Raw genomic sequence first — 26,577 nt, forward strand, 5'->3', positions numbered from 1 at the left:
CGGGGCGATTCAAGAAGCACTAAATGCTTGAGTACCATTCCGCACCGTCGTGGCATTGTGCGCCGCATCGTAGCCATAGGACAACGACGTGGGTCCGGAAGTTTCCGAAGTCACTTCGTTCACCGAGTTATAACTGTATTTCTCCGCGGCGCCCGGCAAGCCCGTTGGCGTTTGCCCGGTTAGTTGATTCGCGTTATCTCTGGCGTACGAAAGGGACGCCAGCGTTATCGATCCTTTGACCAACGCAGAACTGCTCAACTGATCCGCATCATCAAAGACACTATTCACCGCGGTTCCGTTGGGATATCCCAGCGAGGTCACCTGACTGTTGTGGTTGTAGCCAACCGTAATCTTGTTGCCAGAAAAGTCAGTGATTGACTGCAACCGCCCGGCATCGTCGTAGCCCTGCTGAACCGGGGTTTGCTGCCCCGGGTACGCGATGCTCGACTCGTGCCAATCCGCGTCATAGCCATAGAGAACTCGCGCTCCGGCACCATTTCGGTGCGAAAGCAACTCGCCAAAAACGTCATAGGACCAGACGCTTGCCCCGGTGCCGTCGGTAAGGCCAGTTTGCCGCCCGTCCAAGTCATAGCTCACTGCGCTAACGCCTGCTGTGCCATCCGAATATTTCAGCGAAGCCATCCGACCTGCGGAGTCATAGCCAAAGGTGGCTACAACATTTCGGGGATCGGTACTCGGCTTCTTGAGCCCAGCGGGATCGTAAGCAGTCGAAGTCATATGGCCATCAGCATCGGTCAAAGTTATTGCCCGATGCTGCCCGTCATAGCCATATTTCGTGTGCTTGCCTAAACCATCAACCTGTTCCAAGACCTTGCCGGATGCTGTGTAACTGGTGCTGGTGTTACTGCCATCGGCCATTGTGACCGATGTTGCCTGACCAATCGGATCGAAAGTAGTCGTCGTAGTGTGCGAATTGGCATCAGTGTCAGACACTTTTCGACCGTTGGCATCGAAGACAGCGCTCGACTTATGTCCCAGCGCATCAATGACGCTGGTCTGTAAACCCCACGCGTTGAAACCGAAGCTGGTGCAACCCTTTGCTGGCGGCGAACAACCAGCGGCAACTCCAGCAGCGAAACCTTCCGGCGTCACCATCGAGGTGCGACGCCCCGTAAGGGTGTCGTAGCGGAACAAGGTCTTGTTCCCCAATGGATCGGTATTACTCACCACATCACCAAAGTTGTCATAGCCCGACGTCGAAGACTTCCCCAGCGCGTCAGTGGTCGAAGTACGTTCGCTGGGGTGAGCAGCATCGGCATAGTCGAATTTAGTCACCCGCACATCCGGATTGCCGACCGTGCCGGTGGAATTTCCGACGTCGGTCCCCAACGCTGTATCGCTCAGCGAGACCTGCGAAGGCATGCCGGCGGCGGTGTACGTGGTCGCTGAACGCAGACCAGAGGGTGAAACGCTCAGCACATTGTGCCCGGCGTCGTCATAAGCCATCGGGGTGGTATTTCCGGCCGGGTCTGAGCTGGAGACCTTATTGCCGTGATCGTCATAAGCAAACGTCTGAGTATGGCCGTCAGGATCCCGGCTAGTTGAAATACCCAGGGAAATCGGATCATAGGTGTACGTCCACGTACCAGCGTCCGCCGTCGACCAACCTTTAGTCTCGCTGGTGAGCAAGCCATTGGCGTCGTAGCTGTCTAGAGTCTTATGCCCCGCCGGGTCAGTGACCAAGGTCTGACCGGCCACCAGATTATTTGCCGAATCCGGACCGTAGACAAACTTTGTTACCTGGCCAATGGCATCAGTTTGGCTTGTCACTCGTTCTTGCCCGTCGTACACCATCGACGTCACCGGAGCCGGGGTGGCGCTCTTGCCGAAGTTGGCCGGCTTCGTCATTGAGGTGATCAGGTCTGCAGCCGAATAACCGAAAACTGCGTGGTCATCGTCGCTTCGCGACGTACCGACCCCGTAAACATCAGTGAGGTTGCCACTCGCGTCGTAGCCGTAATCCACCTCGCGATTAGCCGGATCTTTCACACTGGTTATGTGACCAGCAGCCCAGCCGAAGGTGTAGCTGCGTCCAGCCGGATCAGTCACTTGATTCAACAGCCCGGCCGAGTCATAGCTCAGTTTCGTCCAATAAGCGGGACTTGCCTTAGTGCCAGCAAGATCTGTCTCTTGGCTAAATCGGCCCGTGCTGGCGTCAAAAGTAAAGAACGAGGTTCCGCGGCGCGCATAGCTATAAGTGGACCCGCTCTTGCTAAGTGTGGCGTCAAAGCGCGGCGCAGCGGTCGTGTACGTGGAACCAGAAAGCTTGAATGCCACCTGCGAACCGTCTTCTTGATGAATGACGACGTCGCCGTTCGCCGCAGTCGTCGCGGAAAGCCCGTATGAATAACTCCAGCCCCAACCAAACGGTCCGTTCTGCGCGAGCGTCTTATTCGGCCCATTCGGATCAGCCACGGCCGAAGCATAGGAACGGCTCAAGTTCAGCGCCATTCCATTCCCAGGGGTGCTCAAGTCAGTGATGCTTTCACCAAAGTAGCCGGTCTGCGTACGCACTGGGTCACCAGCGGTACGTTGCACACAACCACAGTTAACGAATGCAGGATTTGATCCCTTTGGCGCGTCCTGAATTCCTTGCGGGCCGCCAATTGGCGTTCCCGGTGAGCCACCCATCGGGATAAAAGCCACAGCGTCATAGGCGACGTCGAAGATTCCGCCGTCCATATTGCTGGCATTGTCCAGGCTGATACTGCCGCCATTTTGCATCGCGAAAGTGCCGATAGTCGCCCACTGTTCCGAGCCCCAATCCTGATTCACTCTGATCTTCCAGGGCGCCACACCACCGCCAGGATTAATGGTGTAGACCACGTCGGTTGCGGTTGCCCCTGCTTCCGGTAGGTGCAGCTTGATCTTGTAATACTGCAAACTTGGCAAGTTCGGTGTCCAGGTACCTTTATCGATCACCGCAGTATCCGACGCCGATTCGGTGTGCGTAAACAGAATTCGGCCACCGAATCCAACGCCTAGTTGATGCATATCGATCTGCCCCACCGTGACGCCTTGCGCTTTCTTACCGTAATCCATCGTGAAATTACCATTGCTGGACCAGTTGATCTGACCGCAGCCAGCAATATGTAACGGTGGTGAAGGTTCATCATCAACAATGATCGGCGCGCCGCCCGGCCCGCTGGGAACTGTCGGGCCCAATGAACAAGTAGGCGGATGCGGATCGGCGTGACTTGGCTCGGTCGTCCCAGCGCCATAGTCATAAGCAGAGGTCGCGCACGACGTCGCACAATCGCTTACCCAGGTGACCGGCTTGTGCCACCAGCACTCATAGTCCGACAGCGAACAGTATGAACCGCTGGCGTCGTTGGGATTGCAGTGATTACTGTCATCACACATTGCGTTAACACTTGGGATCTTGACCCAGGAACTCCCGTGATAATCCGGGGTGCCATAGCCAAAATAGCCATAGCGGATGATCGGGCTAGCCATCCAGCCCAATACCCGCTCCTGATACGGCCAGTCGCCCGGGTGCGCCGCGTCAGCGTAAGTACTTTGCAGGAAAGGTTTACGGTTCGGCGGATAGGCCGGATTGCGCGGGTTGTTGCTCCAGCCCAACCCCCAGGTGCCATCGGTCCCAGTACAAGTAGCGCTCGGCGTACAACCTGTGGTGTTGCCGTAGGCAGCTGTCGGCTGGATGCCCGAGTTGTAAGCCCACAAGGCAAAATACCAGTTCTCCAACTTTGACGGATCACCGTTGTTGGCGATGATTCCGGATTCGTAGAGTTGGTTCCAGGTGGATTGCAGAATTTCCAGACCGGCGGCAATGTTCTCCTGGTAATCCGCCGCGATTTTCATCTGGCCGTGATGCGAGAACGAACCATCGCCGGCGCGCATGCCGGTGGTGACCTGCGCCAGGCCGTAGCCACAATCCGCGTTCGGGTAATCGATCTGATCAATGGAACCAGCGACGCCGTAATAGTTGGCGATCAGCGGATCAGCAGGAACGCTAGGCAGCGCATGCCAGGACGCCTGGTTGAAGTTGGATTCTTGAGCTAGAATGCCCAGCATTACTGATCTGGGAACTAGATCGGTTGTTCCAGCCGGGTGGTCAAGTGAGATCGGCGGAAAGTCATCACTCGGTGAGTACGGCACTAAGCCCATATTCTCGAAATTCTGCGGCCTCGCGTAGGCAGAGCCAGTGAGCAGCCCTTGCTCGGCCATTTGCGCAGCCCAGGTGACCTGAGAATTTGATGGCTGCATCACCTGCATTGCTGGATCGAGCCTGGCTACCGAACAGATTGGGGCGTCATTCGCTAAGGATTGTGAAGATTTCTGCTCTGGCGCTGCATCCGTCGATAGCTTTTGGGCATCTGGAGCGAATAATTTACTCCCCTTTGGTGCAATCGTGTTTCGTTCGGCATTATTACCGTCGTCAGCCACGCCTGCCGGGATCTCGGCCGATGCTTCGGTGAAGACCTTAGTCGCAGTCTGGTCATATTTTTGATCTACGTACTTACCGGTGGCGGTGGACACCATGCGGGTAGCTTGCGGAACAGTTGCCGCGGTTGTCGAAGAAGGCTTGTCCAGGTGATCCGTTGGCAGAGGAAAAACAATGGCATCGCCATCCAACGATGACGATGCCATTGATTGCCCTTGCTGTGCAGGGTTGACCGTTTTGACGCCAGGCGCATTGGCGTCGACGCCACTAACTACGTTTTTGCCATTACGTCCGCCGAACAATCCAACTGTCGCGGTTTCGCCCTGGCCAAGCGCTTCGACAGTCTTGCCATTCCAACGAAACAAGGAGGTCTTGGCATTGTCCGGCGTCGTAGTGAGGAAATCTATCATGCCGGCTCGATTGGGGCGCAGGTTGAAGGCGGCTCCCGCAACACCTGCGAGTTTAGTTGGAAGCACCGGTTTGTGATCGGTTGAGCTGTGTGGCAGCGAGATGAGCTCGTTGCCCATCACGCCGATGAAGGATCCAGAGCTTTCGACGGCGGACGTTACCTCACCTTGTGCAATTGCGCGTGCACTGATCGTGGCATTGGCCAAGTCGACGGACAGCAGCTCGGTGGACTGCTGGTTTTCACCCAGGTAGACCGAGAAGACCGCACCATCGACGTCGTCACACGCTGGCGAGAAGTATTTCAACGCCACGCCGCTCGCTATTGGTAATACATTGCCGGTGGCGATCTCTACTGAATTAGGCGAAAGCGCCACGGTCACGTGCCGCAGAAATGTCAACGGCAGATGAGGGCAATATTGCGACCGCTGCATATTTTCCGTCCCCCGAAAGGCATTGATACCCGGTCCAGGAAGAACTGTCTTTGCCTTGTGGTTTGATAACTGCCAGCGACCGCCAGGCAAAGCCGTCCTTTTCGGAGGCAATCTGCAGGTGGTAGCCAGAACCGTCCCCGTAAGCGCCCAGCGTTATGTCTTGTGAGACGGCAGCGTCTTTTCCAAAACTATTAGCCGGTACGGAGGCCGCCGAGATACTAGCGCCAGCCGCGCCTTCGGCCGCTGTGGCCTTGCCCGGCAGCAGGAAAACGACTGCGGTGACAGCAATGCAGAATGCCACCAGTAACGAAACAAGGCGCAACGGTTGAATTAGTTTCACTCAGGTTCTTTCGGTACAAGGCTCTGCCCAAGATTGGCATCTGGATTTGAGTTCGCTGCGGCCCCCAGCTGAGTCGAGCTCGAGATTATCCTTCTCCTTGATTTATCCGCTGTCAATCTTTGAATGCGGTGAGGGGTCGGCTCGCTGCCTTCACATAAATCGCACTAAGATATTCACAAAACACACAACCAACACTAAACTCACAAGATACACGCGAACTCACAAGGACCTTTGATGCAAAACCCATTCCGGCCTTCCGCTGGCGCTACTCCACCGGAAATAATCGGACGCGCTGGGGTCCTAGACGAATTCGATTACGGCATGTCCCTCGGTTCAGGGGCACCCGGACTGCTGACCATTTTCACCGGAGCGCGGGGCATCGGGAAGACAGTTATGCTCGGGGCCGCGCAGGACATGGCTAGAGAGCGCGGGTGGCTTGTCATTTCAGAAACCGCGACCGCCGGATTCATGGGGCGGATTGGCGAGGCCGTACATCAGGCCATCGAAGAACTCGGCAGCCGTTCACAAGGCCGACGAGTTACCGCAATTGCTTCGCGTTCGTGGCACGGGCTTGATTATTACCGTCGATGAAATCCACGCCGCTGATCGGAATGAACTAGCCCAGCTAGCCGCAAGTGTCCAGCACTTCATTCAGGGCCAACTTCCGATAGGGCTTGTGTTCGCCGGACTGCCAGCAGCAGTGTCGGATCTACTCAACGAAGGTGTTGCCACTTTTCTTCGACGAGCCGACAAGATTGACCTCACATGCAGCTGCAGTGCGAGATGTGGAGAGCTCATTTACTGAAATCTTCAATCAAGCCGGCTTCAAAATCTCATCTACACTAACCCACAAAGCCGCAAAGGCGACCGGTGGATATCCTTTTCTCATTCAACTCGTTGGTTACTTCCTTTGGCGTGAAGCAGAAAATCACGGTGGGGAAATATCGGCACAGGCAGTCGACAACGCGATCAATGCCGCCGGGCGGCGGAACGCGCGCACAGTAATTGAGGCCGCTCTTTCCACAATTTCGCCGAAAGACTTAGCTTTCCTCAACGCAATGGCTGAAGATAATGGCCCCTCGATCGCAGGAAATATTAGTGTGCGGCTGAATGCCAAAACGAATGTCACCGCTAATTACCGGACCCGGCTCATCGCCGCTGGATTAATTGAGTCAAAAGGACATGGCCAAGTAGATTTTGCCATTCCTGGCCTGCGTCGCTATCTCAGATCACAATCTGATTTAAAACAGGAATGATTAGCTCTCGCCAATGGTCCGCATGCACTACGCTCCCAATCTCCGCCCGCGGTATGACGCTTTAGCCCATCGATTGGGGCATGCTGTCCTATGTGGCAAGTATTGAATCCTATTTAGCGTCTGTCCCAAAGAATGATCCTGAAGTTGCGAAGAAGCCGAGCTGGGAAGCCTTGTGCTTGGAAATCCTCCTGAACGTGGCCTGGCTCCTCACGCCGACAGCTAGCTTGGTGGTCGCCACTTAAATATTCGCCTTCGGTCCGCCTACTTGGGTTTCGAGCAATGCCTCAAGCTGGCTTGGATATGCCTTCGGCGCAGTGGTCCTTTTAGGCTTTTGCTTGATTGGTTCCTGGTGGCTGCATTCAGATCGCATTTCGTTCTGGAACAGCAGTAAATATGCGTCGGGATTCATCTGTCTTATTCCACTCATTCTGATCATCGACCTGATCTTTTTGTCTGGTGTCAGCGGCCCTTGGGACTTCCCCGGCTGGCCGGTATCGCCAGCGCGAGAGGCTGCGTATCGATGGGGTTGCGCGGCAACAGCGGCCGCTCCGGTCGTCATGGTACTTCAAGCAATCGTCAATTTTCTGGCTGCCGAGTTCAAATGGACGCTTCGACGCGAGCTCATTGTTGGACTGACTACGGCCAGTGTCGTGCTGATTACCGGCGCGATCTTCCTGGCTATTTCTCGTGGCTACGCCGCACTGCCCCAGTATCTCGGAGCAGCACTATGACGTCCAGCAGAAAGACAAAAGCTCTCAACATCTGCTGGGGTGTCGCACTCCCCTTACTAACTCTGCTCACCAGCATCAGTTGGTACACGGCGTCGCCGCCGGATACCAGCAACCGGAAAATCGAGTCATTCCTTGCCCTCACCAGCTCGGTAGGGCTGCTTGCTGCACAGAGCTTCGGTGTTTATTGCGCCGTGGGGCGGAAAAGATCATCAGCTCGGCGGCTTTCTACGGAACGATGCTGGCTAGTGCTCTGATTGCACTGTTTTCGACCGCGACAGTGGTGCTGGGCTTGCTTGCCTCCGCTCCTGAGGCCGATTCTGGCAAAGACCCGTCCGCAATTCCGGGCGCCGGTCCAGCCTATTTTCTGGCCGCATTCGCGATGCCCGCCGCACTGAGCGCGGTCCTCGCAACAGCCGCAATATATGCCTTGGCCGAATGCAAGAATTGGACCCGCAACACCGTCACCACGGGCACAGTCATTGCGTGCAGCTTGATTCTTTGCCTCGGCTGGGCTGCTTTCCGCCAGCCAAACAGCCGCCCTCGGGCCGCCAGCGCCGCCACAACCGGCAGCCCGGCCAAACCCAATGACAGCTCGCACTCCGAAGGCGGACCCGAACGCGTCTGCGCTCCCTTCCGAATGCCCAGCAGTAAAAGTGAGCAGCATGCAGGCTTTGCGCATTCCGGCCGGCGACCAATAGAGCATGGTGACCAGCGTGCTAAACACCTTTTCAACGTGGCTCAATTCTGGCTCAGAATTTATGCGGTTGCCGCAGTGGCGCACAGCCCCCGCTCATTGAGTCAACTTACTCGCTTCTGCCTACGGCAACGCCTACACCAGCTCAATTTTCACCAATCAGGCAGGCGCGGCTTGGTTGCAGTACTTCAATGGACAGGTGACGCTCAACGCGAGACTGTTGCAGGCCCTCCGCACCGCGAGCCCAGATACCGATTTGTCAAAACCGGCCAGTTACCATTTAGACCTAATCATCGATACCAGTGGCAACAGCTCGGGTAACTACTTGAAATTCGACGCAACGTTGATTTCAAGCGCAGCCGTCGACTGGCAGAATCCCGACAAAAAAGCGCGCTGGTATGTGCAAATGATCCCTGTGGGAAGAATTCTACATGATCGACTATGTTGAAGCTACCTAAGCGATCTGAGCAGAGTCCCCGATTTGAGTCTGACTGCCGCCAAACCCACCCATTTTTTGCCAAATTTGCCAATTCGCGGACTCCACCTAAATTGAAGCCCCGGGCACCGCAGGGCCGCTGGCTACATCTGCCCGAATATCTCCTGAACGTCCTTTGGGCAATCAGCATCCCAACGCTCTTGCTCTTTGCCAGCAAGGCTTACTACGAGGTGCTCTCCTCTAAATATGTCTATCCGCACGATTGGCCAATATTCATTGCGGCCACGGTATTGATTCTGGGTACCACAACCGTGAGTGCACACTGGAGCTTCGCGCGAGCTCCGTTGATGCACAGGAGGACTAAGCTCATGTGCATGAGCCTCAAGAGGTTGGCCTGTATTCCTGCCGGATTCATCGCGTTCCTGACGTTGGTGTTTGGAGTCTCTCGGCTAGACCAACGAGATCCGCCGCTTTCAAGCACCGAGCTGCTCATAGGCTGGCTCAATGGCCTGTCCCAATTCGCGCCAATGCTCGCGATTGTCTTCGCGAGCATCATTTCGATGTACGGAAAAAGGTCCGGCTGGAAGCTTAATACCGTCGTCTGGAGCACAGTCGCTGGCGTAACCGCAATCCTCGGTACCGGTACCGGTACCGCCTTCATTATCGCTGGCCACATTCTCAAATCGCAGGTCTAAACCCGACGAAGACACGTCTCAGTCAACCGAAATGTCGTGACCTGGCGCACAAAAGAGGACTAGGATATTTACTCTGGTCAACTACTCTGCTCGGGTCAAAAAGAAGCTGGCATGACTGATACGAAACTAAAACAGAACACACTCCTGCAATCCATCGGCCGACTCTATCCCTTTATGGAACCCATCATGCCGCGCTTGGTGATGGGCCTGTTCAGCGCTCTCGCTGCCAGTATCGTGGCCTTGCTCATCCCCCAGGTCTATCAAGTTCTCATCAGCTCAGCTCTTCACCAAGGCGGTGAAGCAGCTAGCCTTTGGCTTGCCGCCGTCGTCGTGCTTGTCCTGGGTATTTTGGAAGCTGGCTTCGTCGCACTGCGCCGGCTTTTGGTGATCTCGCCGTCCACCACAGTCGAGTCAAAGATGCGGACGACCTTCTTTAAACACCTGCAGAATCTCACCGTCTCATTTCACGATCGCTGGGGCTCGGGCCAACTGCTGAGCCGCGCGATGAGCGACCTGAATTTGATTCGCCGCTGGATGGCCTTTGGCGCAATCATTTTGGTGGTGGATACCACCACGGTGCTGCTTGGCACTGTCCTGATGTTCACGCTCAGCTGGGTGCGGGGATTGATTTTCGTTGCCGCCGCGATTCCGATCGTGATTAGCGGCTTCCGGTTCAGCCGCTAATACCGCGAAGCGAGCCGGAAAAGCCAGGATCAAGCTGGCGATCTTGCCACCGCCGTCGAGGAATCTGTGCACGGAATCCGAGTGCTGAAAGCTTTTGGCCGCAGTCGAGAAGCTTTGGCCAACTTCAGTGGCCAAGCTGAAGAATTGCGCCAAACTGAGATTTCCAAAGCCAGATCGCTGGCCAGCTTTTCGATGATCGTCACGTTGCTCCCGGAGCTCGCGCTGGGCACCGCACTCACGGTGGGCATACTACTAGTGGCCGGCGGCCAGCTCACGGTTGGCGCCGTCGTCGCCTTCTTTGCCACCGCTGCTGTTGTTGCCGGTCCGGTGGAGTTTATTGGTCCGCTGATGGCGATGTCGCTGAGCGCAAAAACCGCGATCGACCGGCACTTTGAGGTTATGGACACCGAGAACACGATCGTCGATCCAGCAACACCAAAAACCTTGGCAACGGTCGGCGGAAGTGTCGACTTCCGCGATGTTTCTTTTCGATACGCAGACTCAACTGAAGACACCTTAAAAGGCTTGAACCTCAGCATTCGAGCTGGCGAGAAAATGGCCCTTGTTGGCGTCACCGGTTGCGGTAAAAGTACTCTCTTGCAACTGGCACCGCGGCTCTACGACGTCACTGGCGGCTCCATTGCCGTGGACGGCGTGGACATCCGCGACTTGCCCCTGCATGAGCTGCGCCGGATTGTCTCAGTCGCCTTCGAAGACACCATTTTGTTTTCATCTTCGGTTCGGGACAATGTGCTGCTGGGCCTTGATTGCGAACATTCTGATGAGCTGCTGGATCAGGCCTTAGAAACCGCCCAGGCACACTTTGCCTACTCGCTTCCCGACGGCGTTGAAACCCTGATCGGCGAAGAAGGCTTGAGTCTTTCTGGCGGACAACGGCAACGAATTGCCTTCGCCAGGGTAATCGCTGCCAAGCCCGCGGTGTTGGTGCTAGACGATCCGCTCTCCGCGTTGGACGTTCGAACGGAAGAACTCGTGGAAGCGCGACTCCGCGTGGTGCTTGCTTCTACCACCACCTTGATCGTGGCGCATCGACCCTCAACAGTGGCGCTAGCGGACAGGGTTGCTCTGATGGAAAACGGCATCGTGAGCGCGGTTGGCACCCACGCTGAGTTGCTAGCGAGCAATGCGCACTACCGCTACGTGCTGGCCAGCCTCAGCGAAGAGCCCAAGGACCTGGACAGCGAGTTAGAAGACGACTTAGACGACGATTTGGAAGGGATTTCCCGATGAGCATCGGCACCGCTGACGGAGACCGGGTCAAACTCAACCAGGCCGATTCGAAGATTGTCCGCAAGCGTTCACTGCGGTTGCTTGGCTCGTTGATTCGGCCGGTTCAACCTGACAATTGTCCTAGTGGTCTTATCCCAAGCCACCCGAGTTGCCGGGCCACTGCTGATTGCTTTCGGCATTGACCATGCGCTGCCTTCGCTGCGCGATGGTAATCCTTGGCAGCTAGTGATCACAGGTGGCGGCTATTTACTTGCCGCGGTTTTGACTGCCTGGATGACCGCCGGGTAGGTCCGGACGACGGCGCAGCTCAGCCAGGCAATGCTGCTCGACTTGCGCCGACGGGTCTTCCGACACACGCAACAATTGAGTTTGGAGTTCCACGAAAAATACACTTCCGGTCGCATCATTTCGCGGCAAACTTCAGATCTGGAGGCGTTGCGCGAACTGTTAGATTCGGGTGTTTCCTCCCTAGCTTCTGGCGCGGTATTCCTGGTTCTGACGGCGATCAGCATCTTCGCGCTCGATTGGCAGACCGGAGTAGTCATCCTGTTTGCCGCGGTTCCCGTGACCTTGCTCTTCCGCTGGTACCAGAAACGCTCACAAGTTGCCTTCCGTGCCTCGCGAGTGGTCTCGGCCAAGCTCATTGTGCATTTCATTGAGACCATGACCGGAATCCGTGCGGTCAAAGCATTCCGTCGGGAAAAGACCAATGGCACCAGATACGACGAACTCTCCGAGGATTACCGCAAAGTAACGCTAAAATCGATCAACTTGGTGGGGATCTTTCAACCAGGGCTGATTCTTATTGGCAACGTCACGGTCGCGGTAGTTTTATTGCTTGGCGGTTTCCGCGTGCTGAGCGGTGGTCTTGCGGTTGGCGCGCTACTTGCCTTGATCTTGGCGACCAAACGGTTCTTTTCCCCCGTGGATCAGATGGCGATGTTTTATACGTCTTTCCAATCAGCACAAGCCGCTTTGGAAAAGGTCTCCGGCTTACTGGAAGAGGTGCCCACCGTCCGGCCGCCGAAGAATCCGATTCCGCTCCCAAACCCGCGGGGCGAGTTGGTCTTTCGGGGCGTGGAATTCGGCTACGGCGCCGGCCCGCTAGTGATGCCACATCTTGACTTGACCATCCCGTCCGGCCAAACGGTCGCCGTCGTCGGCCAAACTGGTGCTGGAAAATCGACGCTAGCAAAGCTGGTGGCCAGATTTTATGACGTCACGGCCGGTTCATTAACGCTCGACTGCGTGCCGCTCAAAGAGCTCTCCTCGGAAGATCTACGCCGAGCGATTGTGATGGTAACCCAAGAGGCATTTTTGTTCAGCGGATCGGTCGCGGAAAACATAGCACTGGGCAAGCCATCAGCCAGCCGAGCTGAAATTGAAACGGCGGCCCGAGAGGTTGGCGCACACGACTTCATCATGGAGTTACCCGAAGGCTACGACACCGATGTTAATAAGCGCGGCGGTCGAGTGTCTGCTGGGCAACGCCAGCTGATTTCTTTTGCCCGCGCGTTTTTAGCTGCCCCTGCAGTGCTCATTCTGGACGAAGCAACCGCTTCTTTGGACATCCCTTCCGAACTCGTTGTCCAGCAGGGGCTCAAAAAGTTGCTCGGCTCAGTGGCTGGTTCTTCGCGTACGGCAATCATCATCGCGCACCGGTTGTCTACGGTGGAGATTGCCGACCGAGTTTTGGTAGTGCACGACGGCAAAGTGGTTGAGGATGGTACGCCAGCTCAGCTGATTTCCGACGGCGGAAGATTCGCTGCGCTACACGGAGCTTGGCAGGAGTCGCTCGTTTCGGGCTGAGCCCGGATCAAACCACTTGGGTTTGGGTACTAGGGCTAAGTCGGCTATTCTTGAGAAGTTGCTTTGCCGCTTTGGGTGGCGAAGCATCGGGGTGTGGCGCAGCTTGGTAGCGCGCGTCGTTCGGGACGACGAGGCCGCAGGTTCAAATCCTGTCACCCCGACCAACACTGTTTTTCTTAGGCGAACCGCATGAGAAACAGCAGAATCTAAAAAGGGAGTTTCAGTCCACGGACTGAAACTCCCTTTTTGTTGGCAAGGTGAACTAGGAGTGTTTAGCTCCCCGCCCGCGTCGGATGGCTAGCAGCAACACCAAGCCGACGATGAGTAAGAGTATCCCTAGCAATATTGGCAATGCTGGGCTAGCACCGGTATTGGCCAAATCTGAAGATGCATCCGCAGAAACTGAAGTATCAGCGGACGGCCCTGTTTCTGGGTGAGCGGACTCGCCCGACGGCACCGTTGGAGTGGGAGTTACTGCCGGTAACGACGCTTCGCTCACCTGAACCGTTACGTTGGTACTCAAGATCATCGCACCCGTGCCGTCAAAGATATTGAGCACACCTTCTTGGAGACCCGAGTTATTGAAGCTCTGCTTCAAAGTTACGATTTGTCCCATTCCTTGTGGCTGTATTTCGGCAGTATTTTTGCTGCCATTTTTCCAGACAACCTCCGCTCGGGCACCGGTCAAAAGCGACGGTTTGGCGTCGATTGTTGCGACCTGCGCGGTAAGAGATTTATTCACCTCGGCGCTCAACGGCGGCACGTTGGCAATGGTTGGCACACTAGTGCAAGGACTCTTTGGCCGCGCCGTAGCAGAGGTCTCCCAAGCGCTGTCCGAGTCAGTTCCGAGGGTGAATTTCAGGTCTCCGCCAGCTTTAAGCTCACTCCAGTTGAGGTGGCTTCGATCAATGGACTGGCCACCGAGGTTAAGCGCGTCAATGAACTGAAGCTTGTCCGTTTTTGCTGTTGGCGCACTCAAGGTAAGCACCTTGCCTTCTGGCAATTTCAAGGTTGCTGAGCTAAACGATGGCGCACTGAGCAAGAAATCTCCGGTGCCAAACATGCCGGGGTAAATGCCTAGCGCCGCGAAGACATACCAGGATGACATGGCCCCTAAGTCATCGTTACCGGTTACACCACTTGGTTTGTTGACAAACAAAGATTGCGCAGCGCTGGACACTGCCGATGCTTTGGCTGGTTGGCCGACGTAGTCATAAAGCCACGGCGTATGTGTATCCGGTTCATTATTCGGATTGAACCGGAAGGAATTGTCATAGTTCAGTGCACCGATAACCCAGGATTTACGCGCAGTCCCTTCCGGATCTTTCATGATTCCCGGCAGGTCGAAAAAGGCGTCCAGCCGGGAGACGGTCTTCGCATCTCCGCCCTGCGCTTTAATGAGCCCCGGCATGTCTTGCATAGTCAGCCATTGGTACTGCCAAGGAGTGCCTTCTTGGCAGCCAACATTTGCCGACGTCGGGTCCCCCTGACCCCAGCTGCCATCCACGTTCCGCACGCGAGGGAATCCGGTCTCGCCTTGAGAACTGAGCTGAGGATCCCAAACATTAGCCCAGTTGCCACCTCGCTCGCGAAGGGCCTGTGCATTCGGAGTGTCACCTTGGCCTTGTGCAACGAGCGCAACAGAGCAGTCCGCCAAGGCATATTCCATAGTTGCCGAACCAGGGAAGGCTCGATCATCGTCTTGACCCTTTTTGTTATAGGCCGCATCCGCTGGAATATATCCTTTTTCGAGATAGCTAGTGTTCCCTGCCCAGCCAGGGAATTGCGAATCCTCAGGCGGCGTTCCATCCACATTCTTGAGCATCACCTGATACGCCGTCGCGGCATCGAAGGTTACCGCTTTGTTCGTCAGCGTGTCGGCGGCTTTGAGCCAACCGCTAGCCTTGTCGAAAGCTCCGTACTGAATCGCCCCGGTGTGTCCGGAGACTTTCTTGTTTGAGAGGATCAGGACATGGCAGGGAAAACTACGACACGGTATCCGCAGGAGTTGAAGGATCGTACGGTGCGCATGGTTGCGGAGATGGAGGGTGCATCTTCGGAGTGGGCGGCGATGCAAAAAGTTGCCCAGCTTTTGGGTGTGGGTGTGCCGGAAACGGTGCGTAAATGGGTCCGGCAAGCCGAGATCGATGTTGGTACTAGAACTGGAACAACGAGCACGGAATCGGCCGAGCTGAAACGGTTACGGCGTGAGAACGCTGAGCTGAAACGGGCGAACGCGATCCTTCGGAGTGCTTCAGCTTTTTTCGCGGTCGAACTCGACCGCCACAACACTGATCGTGAAATACATCAAGGACCATGCCGGTCACCGCGAGAATAATGGATTGCGGTGGGGTGTCGAGTCGATCTGCCAGGTGCTTACTGGGACGGGGTGAAGACCACCCCGTCCACGTACTACGAATGGGTGGATAAAACACGATCTCACCGAGAACAACGTGATGAGGTGCTCAAGCCCGTGATCCAGAAGGTGTATGCCGCTAATTACGGGGTTTACGGCACCAGGAAAGTCTGGTTGGCGATGAACCGTGAAGGTGTGCCGGTGGCCAGGTGCACGGTAGAACGGCTCATGGGGTTACTTGGCATACAGGGTGCGGTCCGTGGCAAGGTCAAACGCACCACGATCAAAGACTCGAAGGCAGCCCGAGCGAAGGACTTGGTCCGCCGTGATTTCACACCAACGGCACCGGATCGGCTATGGGTAGATGATTTCACCTATGTTTCGACCTGGTCCGGGTGGGTCTATGTTGCCTTCGTGATCGATGCTTACTCTCGGAGGATCCTGGGCTGGTCAGCGAGTGCTTCTATGAACACCGTGCTAGTGCTCAACGCAGTTAATCAGGCAATCTGGAGTCGTGAACGGGCCGGGGCTGAGATTTCCGGGGTGATTCATCATCACGATGCCGGGGCTCAATACGCCTCCTTGGCCTTCACCGAACGCCTGGCCCAGGCCGGTATCCGCCCCTCGATCGGTTCTGTGGGTGATAGTTACGACAACGCCTTGGCGGAAACCATCAACGGGCTTTATAAGACCGAGCTGATCAAACCAGGCAAGCCCTGGCGGACTCTAGAAGAAGTCGAAATCGGCACTGCTGAATGGGCCGATTGGTACAACCACCGAAGGCTCTACACAGTACTGCGGAGACATCCCACCAGTAGAGCTAGAAAACCACTACTACAATCACTACCAGAGCACGGCAGCCGCCGACAGGCTCATCGTCTGAGAAACCCTCCGGACACACCGGAGCGATTCAAGTAGACATCGCCGGATCCGGAAGCAACACCGCATACCCTCGGGCTGCCATGATCATTGGATTCCAGCGCCAGGACCAGCTATTCCATGAGCCCAACGGCCCGCCGTGCACCCACAGCAACATTGGGTGCGGTGCTTTGCCTTCTTTCGGCAAAACTAACCATGCGCGAACTTCGGCTCCGTCGGCCGCCGTCGTGCTGATTTCTTCGATCCGGCCAGGAAGTTCGGGACGGGCCACGGGGCCGAGCAACGCCGAGACCTCTCCCGACTGCAAATCGATGCGAACCGCTTCGGCCGGAAAGGCGTAGGAACTCCGCAAGGCGTAGAGCGTATTACCGTCTGGCGAAACCAAGACATTCGAATAGGAAGCGTCGTCAGTGCTGATCTGCGTAACGTCACCAGAGCTTATGTCGATCAAGAAGATTGGCGAACGACCCCTATGGTCCGCGGTAACCACCAGGCGCTCTCCCCGCGGTAACCAAGCCTGCGGAGCCGCCCAGTGATCCCACTCTGCCACCAGTTGCTTCATGTTGCCGGTGCTGAAATCAAACAACCAGAGCGTCAGCTCCATCGCCTGCGCCGGGTCAGTGATTGATTCCCTAGTCACCACCATCTGCGAATTGTCTGGGCTGATCGGTCCGGGCGTGAATCGTGCATCAGGCTCGTCGATCAGCACACTACGTTCGCCAGTGTCGAGGTCTATCCGCTCCAAGCGTGTGTAATTATCTGCCTTTGCAACCGGGCGGAATACGCCGACGACGGCGAAACTTCCATCCGGGCTCAATTCAGTTCCAGCCCCGCACAAGCCGACGCCGATCTCCTCGGTCACGAGCCGAAGCTTCGTGGCCCTGACATCTACCGTTCCAGAGACTTGCGGCTCATCTTCCAGCACAAAAAGCCTGGGTTGGTCGGGTCCGAGGTCGTGATCCCAGTGGCGAACCGGGTAACCAGAATGCAGTATCGCGGAAATCTTGTGTTCTTTGCGTGCTTTTCGCTTCCGCATCGGCTTCCTCATCCGCCGCGCCGGGCAGCACACTTGCGTTCAGCAGGATTCGCGCAGAACTAGTGTTCGCGGTGAATCCGTTCATGCCGCCTTCGCGAACGTGCAGCAATCGCGCTTCTCCGGCCTCACCGGGCAATTCCCAAAGCGCGCCAATTGACTCTTCGCTATCCGCCTCGGGATCGGGGCGGGCCGAGGTAAAGAGCAACCGACCATCTTGGCTGAATGCTGCCGAGCTCTCACCTTTAGCGCTGCGGGTGAGCCTGCGAGCTGGCGTAACTCCTTGCGGGTCAATCTCCCAGAGTGCGTTGCGATACGCGGTACTTTTCGAATCCAGGCTGGCAACTGTGGTCACCAATCGCCGGCCATCTGCGCTGAGCGTCAACCCGCTTAGTCGGGGAATCGCGATGTATCGGTTCAGATCGTGGAAGGGGCTTTCGGTGGGGCAGCGCTCTTGATGGGCTCAGAAGTAACCATCAAAGTTTACCACAAGACCGGCATAAGCACTCCCCTTCCGCCGAGTGTCGACTTGTGGCTGGTTTCCTGGAAGAAAACCAGCCACAAGTCGACACTCGGCGGAAGTTAGAAGCGAAGATGGTTAGTGCATTCCGCGTAGGTCTAGCGCCAGGCTGGTTTCGCCGTCCGCGGTTAGACGGACTGGGATGCCCCAGTCCTGTTGATACAGATGGCAGGCCGCGTGGTCGGGAATTTCACCACCAGGCTCACCATCGCAAGCTGCCGCTCTGGCCGTGATGTGCAGAATGCCCTCCGGAATTTTACCATTGAGCGTGAGGGTCCGGTTCAAGCCAATCGATGTCCCGCCGCCGTCAAGGAGTAGCTCCGGCGGTGTGGAAGCAATCTTCAGCTGAGTTGGATCACCCCAACGGTCATCGAGTTTCTTTCCGGTAGGCGCACTGAATCGCACCGCCAAGGAAAATCGCCTGCAGCGACGTTGATTGCCGGTCGCTGAGTCTGGGCAGACCCCTCATCCACCTGCAGCGCTTCCTTGGGCAGAGCAACGCGGCTGAGCTGGTGCCGGTTTGCTTCTACGACAATCAACAAATCGCCGTCGAGAACCACATCGGAAGGCTCGGCTAGATCGCGTGCCAGCGTACTCACGGTCTTCGACGCCGGATCGTAACGGCGCACAGCACCGTTATAGGTATCCGCTATTGCGACGGAGCCATCTGGCAGCGCTGCAACGCCTAGCGGGTGTTGCAATCGGGCCGCTGAGGCGTCGCCATCTTGGAATCCAAAGTCGAACAGCCCTTCGCCAACCGCAGTCTCCACCCGATTCACGCGGCCGTCCGTAACCCGCAAAACGCGTAGCGCCGAAGTTTCCGAAGCGGCGACCCAAATATCGCCATTCGCGTCCACGGCCAGGCCGGATGACTGGGCGAACCAAGCCTGATCAGCAGCGCCGTCGAGCAGACCCTCCAAGCCGGTGCCGGCCAAAATACTTACCGTCTGCGCCGCCGGGTCGAAGCCGAAAATTTGGTGGGTGCCGGCCATCGCGATCACTACCTGGCCAAGGGTCTCCGAGTAGGTGACATCCCACGGCGAGGAGAGTGCGATCGTGAGCGGATCGCCGCTGAGCACGCCAGAGGTGCCCTCGCCGTCGTCATTTACTGTGTTAGGGCCGGCATCGAGCAACCGCTGCACACCATTTCCGGCCAAGGTTCGCACTGAGCCATCAGTCAAGGAAATCCCGCGCAGACGATGGTTGACCGAGTCCGCTACGACGACGTCGTAACCCAGCTGGGCGGCCAAAACTTCCGGCAGCAGCACTAAGCCTTGCGGCTCGTTGAACCGAGCCATTTGCGCAGCACCATCGGCAAAACCCTTAGTGCCAGTGCCGAAGGCGCGCACCACGGTCTCCAGGTCGGCTTCCAACTCCACCAAACGATGATGACCGGTATCCGAGACCAGGAAATTCCTATTCCGCAGCGGTGCAACCTTGCCCGGGAAACGCAAGGTGCCAGCGCGCGGTTCCGGCGCTACATAAGGACCGTCACCGCGGTGCAAGGTGCCTTTCGCTTCGTGGATTGCGATCAGTTCCGGGATGAATGACTCCAGGCCGGCCGCATGACCTTCACCAGAAAGATTCGCCACAATATAGCCCTCTGGGTCAATGACCACCAGAGTCGGCCAAGCCCGCGCGCCATAGGCCTACCAGGTCACCAATTCCGGATCGTCCAGAACGGGATGTTGGATCTCATAACGTTCGACGGCGGCCGCGAGCGCCACTGGATCGGCTTCGTGCTCGAATTTAGGCGAATGCACGCCAACCGTTACGAGAACATCGGCGTATTTCTGCTCCAGCGGGCGCAACTCGTCCAAGACGTGCAGGCAATTGATACAGCAGAATGTCCAGAAATCTAGCAGCACAATTTTGCCGCGCAGAGCCTGCAGATCCAGACTCTGGCCACCGGTGTTGAGCCAACCCCGACCAACCAGTTCCGAGGCCCGAATTCTGGGCGCACTTTGCGTCGTCACGGCAGCGTTCCCTGCGGTCATTATTTTCCTGCCTTTGGCTGGTCGTGGTCAGAATCGCGTTTCGCGAGCCGAGCGAACATGTCGTTATAAGCATTGAGATCGGCGTTGTTATTCCGGTCGGCGGCGCGATCGGTACGTTTACTCTCGCGCGTATCGGAGCGAGACCACAGCACAGCGACGCCGATTGCCACCAGAACGGTAGGAATCTCACCAATCCCCCAGGCAACGACACCACCCATTTGCTGGTCTGCAATGGCTGACAGACCCCACGGTCGGCCAAAATTGCCGAAGTAGGAAGCCTGCAGCAGGGTTGTGGAGGACATGATGGCGACGCCGAAGAAGGCGTGAAATGCCATGGTCGCCAAAAGCAGTAACAGCCGCAATGGATAGGGCGCCCGGCGGGGTACTGGATCGATGCCGATCAAGGACAACACAAAGAGATAGCCGGTGATGGTGAAATGCAGATTCATCAACTCGTGGCCAATGTGGTCTCGCAAGGCGTAGCCAAAAATCGGCGAGTAATAAAACAGCACGATGCTGCCAGCAAAGTTGGCCGCGGCGAACAAAGGATTCGTCACTAAGGCGGAGAACTTTGAGTGCACCACGACCAGGATCCATTCGCGAATGCCCCTGCTGCCATCAGCGCGCGGCGGCAACGCCTTGAGCGCCAGGCTGACCGGCGCACCGAGCACCATGAAAATCGGCACCACCATTGTGAGCGCCATATGGTCCACCATATGCGCGCTGAAAAGGATTCGGCCGTAAACGCTGGGGCCGCCCGAGGTGATGTAGACCAGCGCGATCATGCCTACTGTCCACGATATGGTGCGCAGTACCGGCCAGCTGTCGCCACGGCGTCGAATCTTTCGCACCGCGAGGAAGTACGCTACCGCAGTACCCACGGCGAAGGTGAGCCAAAGCCAGTCAATCCGCCACTCACTAATCCAGCGAATCGGCGTCAGTTCCGGCGGCAATGGGTAGCCGGAGAGAATTTCAGCGGGCGGCGTGCTGGGCGCGTAGCTAGTGGGTTGCGGCGGCGCGGAGCGGCTCAGGCCAACGGCAATGCCACTGGTTGCCGCCATAATGAGAAGTTCGACGGCGATGAGCTGCCACAGCACTCGTTTGGTGCTCTTTTTGCCCTTCTCTAGCTGCGGGATAATCCACTGCCGATGCATGAAGCCAATCACGCCGAGCACCAAGGTTGCCGCGGTTTTGATCAGGATCAATTGACCGTATGGCGAGTTGAAAAGGACGTCCCAACTGGTGACGCGGATGGATGCATTCACCACACCAGAGGCGAAAACGATCGTGAATCCGAATAATGCCAACGAGGAAAAGCGTTTGAGGACTTTTGCTGTTAAAGCTTCGGGTACTGAAAGTTTGGGCGAAACCACGGTAAGCGCCGTAATGCCGCCGAACCAGATCGCCACTCCAACAATGTGCAGGAGGAGTGAATTGACCGCGCCTTCATGGTCCGCTGCAGAGGCCGAGTGGCCGATTAACGCCTGCGGCACCATACCGATGACGGCCAGGATGAGGGTCAGCCCCAGGCCAGTGAGTGAGCGAATGCCAAAGCACAAAGTGCTGACGACGGCGGCAAAGATAAAGATTGCCAGCCATGCCCGGCCGGAATCAATGTCAGTCATGAAGTAGACCAAGCCGCTGGTGAAGTCGGGGCTGCCAGAGACGGAGAGACCAGATTGATCGAGGTAGGTCAGAATCAGTACCGCGATTGCGGCAACGGTCCACACAACGGCTGCCACCGAGGCCAGCGCCATTGCCCGAGCGAACGCTGGGTGCTCGTCCTTATTGGTGCTGCTACTGGAACGGCCTTTGGCGATTTTGTCTTTAGGCAGGATTACTACGGCGAAAATTAGCGCACCGACGACGGCCGCGATGGCAATGTTGTGCACGGCGAGCGCTGCGGGCAATCCCCAACGCACAAGTGGTCCGGGGTCAAGCAGAGTAGGTGCGGCAACTGCGCCACCAAAGAGCAATTCCGCAGAAAGTCCAAGCGCAAGCGCTAATCCGGCAAACAACAACCACGGGTTTCGGACGCCTTCGGCAGCGCTGGCTGGACTGGTTTGTTTGGATACGGCAACTGGCACCCCTCTATTGTCCGGCACTGGGTGCGCTCGCGGCTAATTTCCGCTCTGCGAGGATCACGCCGGACGTCTGCGTCCATTCACGTTTCAGATAGCTAGACAACATTTCGTTAGCCAGAACGCAGGTTGTCTAGCTAACGCGAAGCCGTCTAGCTATCCGAAACGGCTGGGCGCGGAAACAGCTGAGGGCGGCTCCCCTAAGTGAGAACCGCCCTCAGCTGAAGCGAATCGAAGTAAAATTACTTCTTTTTGGCCGGAGCCTTCTTCGCGGGAGCCTTCTTGGCAACAGCAACAGCAGCCTTCAGCTTGGAACCAGCGGTCAGCTTGACGCTGTGGCCAGCGGCAATCTGGATGGTCTCGCCAGTCTGCGGGTTGCGGCCGGTGCGGGCAGCGCGGTCGGTACGCTCAACGGCGAGCCAGCCCGGGATGGTGATCTTCTCGCCAGCGGCGACGGAGCTCTCGAAGGTCGAGAACAGCGCGTCGAGCACGTTGTTCACGGCAGCCTGGCTGGTTTCAGCCTTGGCAGCAACTTCAGCGACGAGCTCACTACGGTTCTTAGCCATGTATGTCCTCCTGGACCTCGGATCGAGCTAAAACACGGGGTGCGTTCTAACCACTGTTCGAAAACATACCAGCTAGACCCGTATTGGCCAGCAAAATCGCCGAGATTTCCGCGGAATTTGGCGGTTTTCCCCATGTTTTCCACAGTTTTTGGTCATAATTTCGCTCAGAGAGTAGCGAATGCTTCGGGCGCGGCGGGTCTTGACAGGCTCCTGCCTGCGGAGTTGAGTCGGTCTAGACCAACCGCTCAACCGGCCATTCACTTTCAAGAATCGGAAAAATCATGGAATACACCCACCTTGGCCGTAGCGGCCTCAAAGTCTCACGTCTTGTCCTGGGCACCATGAACTTTGGCCCCGTTACGAGCGAAGAAGACAGCCACCAAATCATGGCAAGTGCCCTCGACGCCGGAAGCAACTTTTTTGACACCGCGAATGTCTACGGCTGGGACAAAAAGGGCAGCACGGAGAGCATCATTGGCAACTGGTTCGCAGCCTCCGGTAAACGTGAAGATGTGGTTCTGGCGACCAAGGTCTATGGCTCAATGGGCGAAGGACCTAACTCAGAAGGCCTGTCTGCGAAACATATTCGTCGGCAAGTTGAGGCTTCGCTCAAGCGGCTGCAAACCGATTACATTGACCTTTACCAATTTCACCACGTGCAGCGAGACACCCCATGGGACGAGATCTGGCAGGCGATGGATGTGCTGGTCCAACAAGGCAAAGTGCTTTACATTGGCTCTTCCAACTTTGCCGGCTGGCATATTGCGCAGGCCAGTGAAGCTGCCAAATCTCGGCACTTCTTGGGGCTGGTCAGCGAACAGTCAATTTACAACTTGATGAATCGAAATATTGAGCTTGAGGTACTGCCCGCGGCGCGAAGTTATGGGCTGGGCGTGATTCCTTGGTCGCCCTTGGCTGGCGGCTTACTGGGTGGCGTGCTGCAAAAAGGTAAGACGGCGGTCCGCGGCACCGATGATTACCGGAAAGGTCTACTTGCCGCCAACCGGGACAAAATCAAAGCCTTTGAAGCATTCAGCAAAGAGCTAGGGCATCATCCGGCCAACGTTGGGCTAGCTTGGCGGCTGGCCCAGGACGGCGTAACCGGTCCAATCGTCGGACCGCGGACGGTGGATCAGCTCAAGGGCTCGCTGGATGCGCTGAAGATCCGTTTCAAAAAGGCAGATTTAGCCAAGCTCGACGAGATTTTCCCTGGACCCGGCGGCCCGGCGCCTGAAGCGTACGCCTGGTAGCCGCGAGATGCCTAAGGTCAAGTGGCTGAAGCAGCCAGAAGAACAGGATTACCTGGCAGCGGCGAACTATCTGTCGCTGCTAGCCGGCGACGGCGAGGTTGCCGACGTCGTCAAGCAATTGCGGGCGGCTCCGGTGACTTTCCAGAAGGCTAAAGACATCCTGCGCGCTTCCGGATTGACATTGCTCGCTAGGGATAACGCACACGTTGCCTCCGATCTGCACAAGATCGAGGCGGGCAAGCAGCTCTCGCCGGTGTTGTTGGTCCGCGGCGATCTGGCTGCTGGACGGTACGCGCAGATCGCCGATGGCTATCATCGGGTCTGTGCAAGCTATCTGACCGATGAGAACACTGACATTCCGGTAAAAATCGCAGCGCTGCCCAGCGCGACGGGCACTGATTGACCATGTTGAGTTTCCCCACGCTTTCACTCGTCGTGCTCGTGGGGCTACTCGGACCGTTGCTTGCGGTGCCGCCGCGGTGGCGGCTGCCAGTGGTGCTTGGCGAGCTCTTAGCCGGTATCGCGATCGGCCAGACCGGTTTCCAATGGGTTGATGCTGGCGATAGCACTTTCACCTTTCTTGCCGACGTCGACTTTGCCTTGATCATGTTCGTTGCCGGCACGCACGTCCCGGTGCGCGACGCCAAAATCCGCGAGGCGCTAGGGCAGGGCGCGTTGCGGGTATTGGCGACGGCGGTGCTGGCGGCTGCGCTAGGCATCGGCGTCGCGCTGTTGTTCGGCATCGCGCACGCGCCGCTTTATGTGGTGCTGATCGCTTCGGCGGCGGCGGCGCTCGTGTTGCCGATTGTTGAGTCTTTGGGGTTGAGCGGGCCAAAAGTCTTAGTGATGACGGCGCAAGTTGCTATTGCTGATACGGCAGCGATTATTGCGCTGCCGCTGGCGATCGATCCCGCGAATGCTGGCAGAGCGGCGCTGGGCGCGCTGGCTATTGCCGCCTGCGCCGTCGCACTCTTTTCTTGCTCCGTGAGGTGGAACGACGTGGGCTTCGTCAGCAATTACATGAAGTTTCCGAGCGACGCGGCTTCGCGCTGGAGTTGAGAATCCAGTTAGCTATCTTGTTCGCGCTGGCTGCGTTGTCGACGCTGAACCACGTTTCGATTATGTTGGCCGGATTTTCGTTCGGCCTGGTGGTCTCCGCGGTGGGTGAGCCGAGGCGACTGGCCAAACAACTTTTCGCGGTGGCTGAAGGCTTTCTGGGTCCACTGTTTTTTGTCTGGCTTGGTGCCTCGCTCAATCTGCGTGAGCTGGCTACAAACCCGGCGATGATTCTGCTGGGCGTGGTGCTGGGTGTGGCCGCGTTGCTTGCGCATCTGGCGATGCGACCGCTGGGGCAACCATTTCCGCTTGGCGCGCTTTCCGCTGCCCAGCTGGGAGTCCCGGTTGCCGCTGCCACGATTGGCACGCAGTCGCATTTGCTCATGCCGGGCGAAGCTAGTGCGCTGATTCTCGGCGCGATAGTCAAGATTGCTGGCATGGCGTTCGCGGGTTCGCACACGACGAAGGCCATTGCTCCGGTGAAGTAAATTGATTCTATTTGTCCAGTAACTCTCATCTTCAAGCATCATGTGCTAGTCTCCGAGGCAAATATTCGTGCTGAACATTTGTGCTGAACAAGGGGCGGTTATGGGCGAGGTTTCACGACGAAAAGTTATTGCCGGTATTACGGGCGTTGCCGCGGTGGGGGCGCTGTCCTGGGCTGGCGCCGCGCCGGCCACGGCGTCGCAGCCCTGCCAGCAGGATGGTAAGGTTCTGGCGCTCAACGCCTGGTACGGCGGCAAAGGTGTTGCCGCGGTGGCGTAGACATGATTGCCAACGTGATCAAGGAATCCGGAGCGTCGCTCGTCTTCATTCCGGAGGCCAAGGAGACGACGCCGGAGATCGCGGCGAAGCTGACCGCGCTGGGCGTGGAATTCCATCAGACAATCACCGGGGACACTGCGATTCTGTCTTCCTACCCGATCAGCGAGGCCACCCAGTTCCCGTTCATGACCAAAGCTGTGGTGACCGTTGGATCGATTGAGGTTGCTGCTTATGCTGCGCACCTGGAGTACCGCTGGTATGCCACCTACTTGCCGCGCGGTTACGGGGCTGGCGTGCCGTCGGGAGAGTTTTCCGAGTACGGCTGGGACAAGATTCCTGGCGGCGCGGTTACCGACGCAGCTGCCGTCAATCGCGTCAATGAGGCCTCCGGACGACCGGCTGAAATCGCTGGTTTTATCGCCGACGCGCGGAAGGAACGACGGCGTGGCCGGGTTGTGATTATGGGCGGCGACTTCAATGAGCCGTCAACTTTGGATTGGACTAGGCGCACGGCACAGCTCTTCGATCACCACGGTGTGGTGCTCAAATGGGGATCAACCCAAGCTTTACGCGAGGCAGGCTTTGTAGATGCTTATCGGAAGCAGCATCCGAATCCGGTTTCACACCCGGGGTTCACCTGGCCTGCAAGTAACCCGAATGCGCCGGTCAGCAAGCTCACGTGGGCACCGGAGGCTGATGAGCGAGACCGGATCGACTACGTTTTCCATTATCCTGATTCCCGGCTGCGGCTTGTTGACACGCAGGTTGTGGGCCCGAAGGGGTCGATAGTGCGCAATGAACGCGTAGATGAGACGTCGCAGGACTCCTTCGTTTTGACTGATTCGCCGTGGCCGACGGATCACAAAGGCGTGCTGGCTAGTTACTTGGTGCGGGGCTAACGGCTCGGCGAAAC

Annotated in this window: 18 protein-coding genes, 1 tRNA gene and 4 pseudogenes; 14 read left to right on the forward strand and 9 right to left on the reverse strand. The window is 57.2% G+C overall.

What is annotated here, in order from left to right:
* Positions 1-9: 9 nt before the first annotated feature.
* Together RSAL33209_RS12365 and RSAL33209_RS16485 are read right to left on the reverse strand one after the other, a co-directional pair.
* Complete coding sequence (locus RSAL33209_RS12365; RefSeq protein WP_169305782.1) at positions 10-5,208, reverse strand: DUF6531 domain-containing protein; 5,199 nt, start codon at positions 5,206-5,208, stop codon at positions 10-12.
* Entirely contained in the window at positions 5,192-5,605 is a 414-nt protein-coding gene (locus RSAL33209_RS16485) for a hypothetical protein (RefSeq protein ID WP_012246180.1), read from the reverse strand. The genes RSAL33209_RS12365 and RSAL33209_RS16485 overlap by 17 nt, the downstream gene beginning before the upstream one ends.
* A 234-nt stretch (positions 5,606-5,839) precedes the next feature.
* Here RSAL33209_RS16485 and RSAL33209_RS18855 point away from each other — a divergent pair, with 234 nt between their 5' ends.
* The 3 genes from RSAL33209_RS18855 to RSAL33209_RS12375 all read left to right on the forward strand — a co-directional run bounded on the left by RSAL33209_RS18855 (position 5,840) and on the right by RSAL33209_RS12375 (position 7,592).
* Positions 5,840-6,196 (forward strand): hypothetical protein, encoded by a 357-nt coding sequence (locus RSAL33209_RS18855; protein ID WP_233494197.1) that lies wholly within the window; start codon positions 5,840-5,842, stop codon positions 6,194-6,196.
* Between the two features lie 131 nt (positions 6,197-6,327).
* Positions 6,328-6,861 (forward strand): hypothetical protein, encoded by a 534-nt coding sequence (locus RSAL33209_RS18860; protein ID WP_233496561.1) that lies wholly within the window; start codon positions 6,328-6,330, stop codon positions 6,859-6,861.
* 335 nt (positions 6,862-7,196) lie between these two features.
* Positions 7,197-7,592: a hypothetical protein gene (locus RSAL33209_RS12375; RefSeq protein ID WP_145962087.1), complete on the forward strand. Its 396-nt coding sequence runs from the start codon at positions 7,197-7,199 to the stop codon at positions 7,590-7,592.
* A 357-nt stretch (positions 7,593-7,949) separates the two neighbouring features.
* Here the strand turns inward: RSAL33209_RS12375 and RSAL33209_RS17625 are convergent, their stop codons facing one another.
* Positions 7,950-8,171, reverse strand: a complete 222-nt coding sequence (locus RSAL33209_RS17625; protein ID WP_145962166.1) for a hypothetical protein — start codon at positions 8,169-8,171, stop codon at positions 7,950-7,952.
* A gap of 664 nt (positions 8,172-8,835) precedes the next feature.
* Here RSAL33209_RS17625 and RSAL33209_RS12385 point away from each other — a divergent pair.
* The 4 genes and pseudogenes from RSAL33209_RS12385 (at position 8,836) to RSAL33209_RS12400 (ending at position 13,325) form a co-directional block, all read left to right on the forward strand.
* Positions 8,836-9,417 (forward strand): hypothetical protein, encoded by a 582-nt coding sequence (locus RSAL33209_RS12385; RefSeq protein WP_041684789.1) that lies wholly within the window; start codon positions 8,836-8,838, stop codon positions 9,415-9,417.
* A 111-nt stretch (positions 9,418-9,528) separates the two neighbouring features.
* Positions 9,529-11,352, forward strand: a pseudogene (locus RSAL33209_RS12390) (ABC transporter ATP-binding protein).
* A pseudogene (locus tag RSAL33209_RS12395) lies at positions 11,349-13,161 on the forward strand (ABC transporter ATP-binding protein). The pseudogenes RSAL33209_RS12390 and RSAL33209_RS12395 overlap by 4 nt, the downstream one beginning before the upstream one ends.
* 87 nt (positions 13,162-13,248) lie before the next feature.
* Positions 13,249-13,325 (forward strand) — tRNA-Pro (locus tag RSAL33209_RS12400).
* Positions 13,326-13,423: 98 nt separating this feature from the next.
* Here RSAL33209_RS12400 and RSAL33209_RS16490 read toward each other — a convergent pair.
* Positions 13,424-15,238 (reverse strand): glycoside hydrolase domain-containing protein, encoded by a 1,815-nt coding sequence (locus RSAL33209_RS16490; protein ID WP_080503828.1) that lies wholly within the window; start codon positions 15,236-15,238, stop codon positions 13,424-13,426.
* Here RSAL33209_RS16490 and RSAL33209_RS12415 point away from each other — a divergent pair.
* Positions 15,134-16,400: pseudogene (locus RSAL33209_RS12415) on the forward strand (IS3 family transposase). The gene RSAL33209_RS16490 and the pseudogene RSAL33209_RS12415 overlap by 105 nt on opposite strands.
* Positions 16,401-16,427: 27 nt before the next feature.
* Here the strand turns inward: RSAL33209_RS12415 and RSAL33209_RS16495 are convergent.
* The 5 genes and pseudogenes from RSAL33209_RS16495 to RSAL33209_RS12435 all read right to left on the reverse strand — a co-directional run bounded on the left by RSAL33209_RS16495 (position 16,428) and on the right by RSAL33209_RS12435 (position 22,593).
* Positions 16,428-17,321, reverse strand: coding sequence for a S9 family peptidase (locus tag RSAL33209_RS16495; RefSeq protein WP_049758989.1), 894 nt, complete (start codon positions 17,319-17,321; stop codon positions 16,428-16,430).
* Positions 17,308-17,814 carry a TolB-like translocation protein gene (locus tag RSAL33209_RS16500; protein ID WP_012246193.1) on the reverse strand — a complete coding sequence of 169 codons (507 nt, stop codon included), beginning with the start codon at positions 17,812-17,814 and terminating at the stop codon, positions 17,308-17,310. Before RSAL33209_RS16500 ends, RSAL33209_RS16495 begins: the two co-directional genes overlap by 14 nt.
* A gap of 213 nt (positions 17,815-18,027) precedes the next feature.
* Positions 18,028-19,946 (reverse strand): annotated as a pseudogene (locus RSAL33209_RS12425) (NHL domain-containing thioredoxin family protein).
* Positions 19,946-22,033, reverse strand: a complete 2,088-nt coding sequence (locus RSAL33209_RS12430) for a bifunctional copper resistance protein CopD/cytochrome c oxidase assembly protein (protein ID WP_244862347.1) — start codon at positions 22,031-22,033, stop codon at positions 19,946-19,948. The pseudogene RSAL33209_RS12425 and the gene RSAL33209_RS12430 overlap by 1 nt, the downstream one beginning before the upstream one ends.
* A gap of 236 nt (positions 22,034-22,269) precedes the next feature.
* Positions 22,270-22,593, reverse strand: a complete 324-nt coding sequence (locus RSAL33209_RS12435) for an HU family DNA-binding protein (protein ID WP_012246198.1) — start codon at positions 22,591-22,593, stop codon at positions 22,270-22,272.
* A 281-nt stretch (positions 22,594-22,874) separates the two neighbouring features.
* Here RSAL33209_RS12435 and RSAL33209_RS12440 point away from each other — a divergent pair, with 281 nt between their 5' ends.
* From RSAL33209_RS12440 to RSAL33209_RS12455, 6 genes are all read left to right on the forward strand, one after another.
* Positions 22,875-23,843 (forward strand): aldo/keto reductase, encoded by a 969-nt coding sequence (locus RSAL33209_RS12440; RefSeq protein WP_012246199.1) that lies wholly within the window; start codon positions 22,875-22,877, stop codon positions 23,841-23,843.
* A gap of 7 nt (positions 23,844-23,850) precedes the next feature.
* Positions 23,851-24,246, forward strand: a complete 396-nt coding sequence (locus RSAL33209_RS12445) for a hypothetical protein (protein ID WP_012246200.1) — start codon at positions 23,851-23,853, stop codon at positions 24,244-24,246.
* A 2-nt stretch (positions 24,247-24,248) separates the two neighbouring features.
* Entirely contained in the window at positions 24,249-24,902 is a 654-nt protein-coding gene (locus RSAL33209_RS19325) for a cation:proton antiporter domain-containing protein (protein WP_267895901.1), read from the forward strand.
* Positions 24,899-25,387 (forward strand): cation:proton antiporter domain-containing protein, encoded by a 489-nt coding sequence (locus RSAL33209_RS19330; protein WP_012246202.1) that lies wholly within the window; start codon positions 24,899-24,901, stop codon positions 25,385-25,387. Before RSAL33209_RS19325 ends, RSAL33209_RS19330 begins: the two co-directional genes overlap by 4 nt.
* 100 nt (positions 25,388-25,487) lie before the next feature.
* A complete protein-coding gene (locus tag RSAL33209_RS17630) occupies positions 25,488-25,664 on the forward strand; it encodes a hypothetical protein (RefSeq protein ID WP_155116087.1) in 177 nt (58 codons plus the stop codon).
* Between the two features lie 2 nt (positions 25,665-25,666).
* The gene (locus tag RSAL33209_RS12455; RefSeq protein ID WP_012246204.1) at positions 25,667-26,563 is read left to right on the forward strand and encodes an endonuclease/exonuclease/phosphatase family protein; all 897 of its coding nucleotides are present in this window, start codon (positions 25,667-25,669) and stop codon (positions 26,561-26,563) included.
* The last annotated feature ends 14 nt before the right edge of the window (positions 26,564-26,577 follow it).

The organism is Renibacterium salmoninarum ATCC 33209, assembly GCF_000018885.1.
Classification (GTDB): Bacteria; Actinomycetota; Actinomycetes; order Actinomycetales; family Micrococcaceae; genus Renibacterium; species Renibacterium salmoninarum.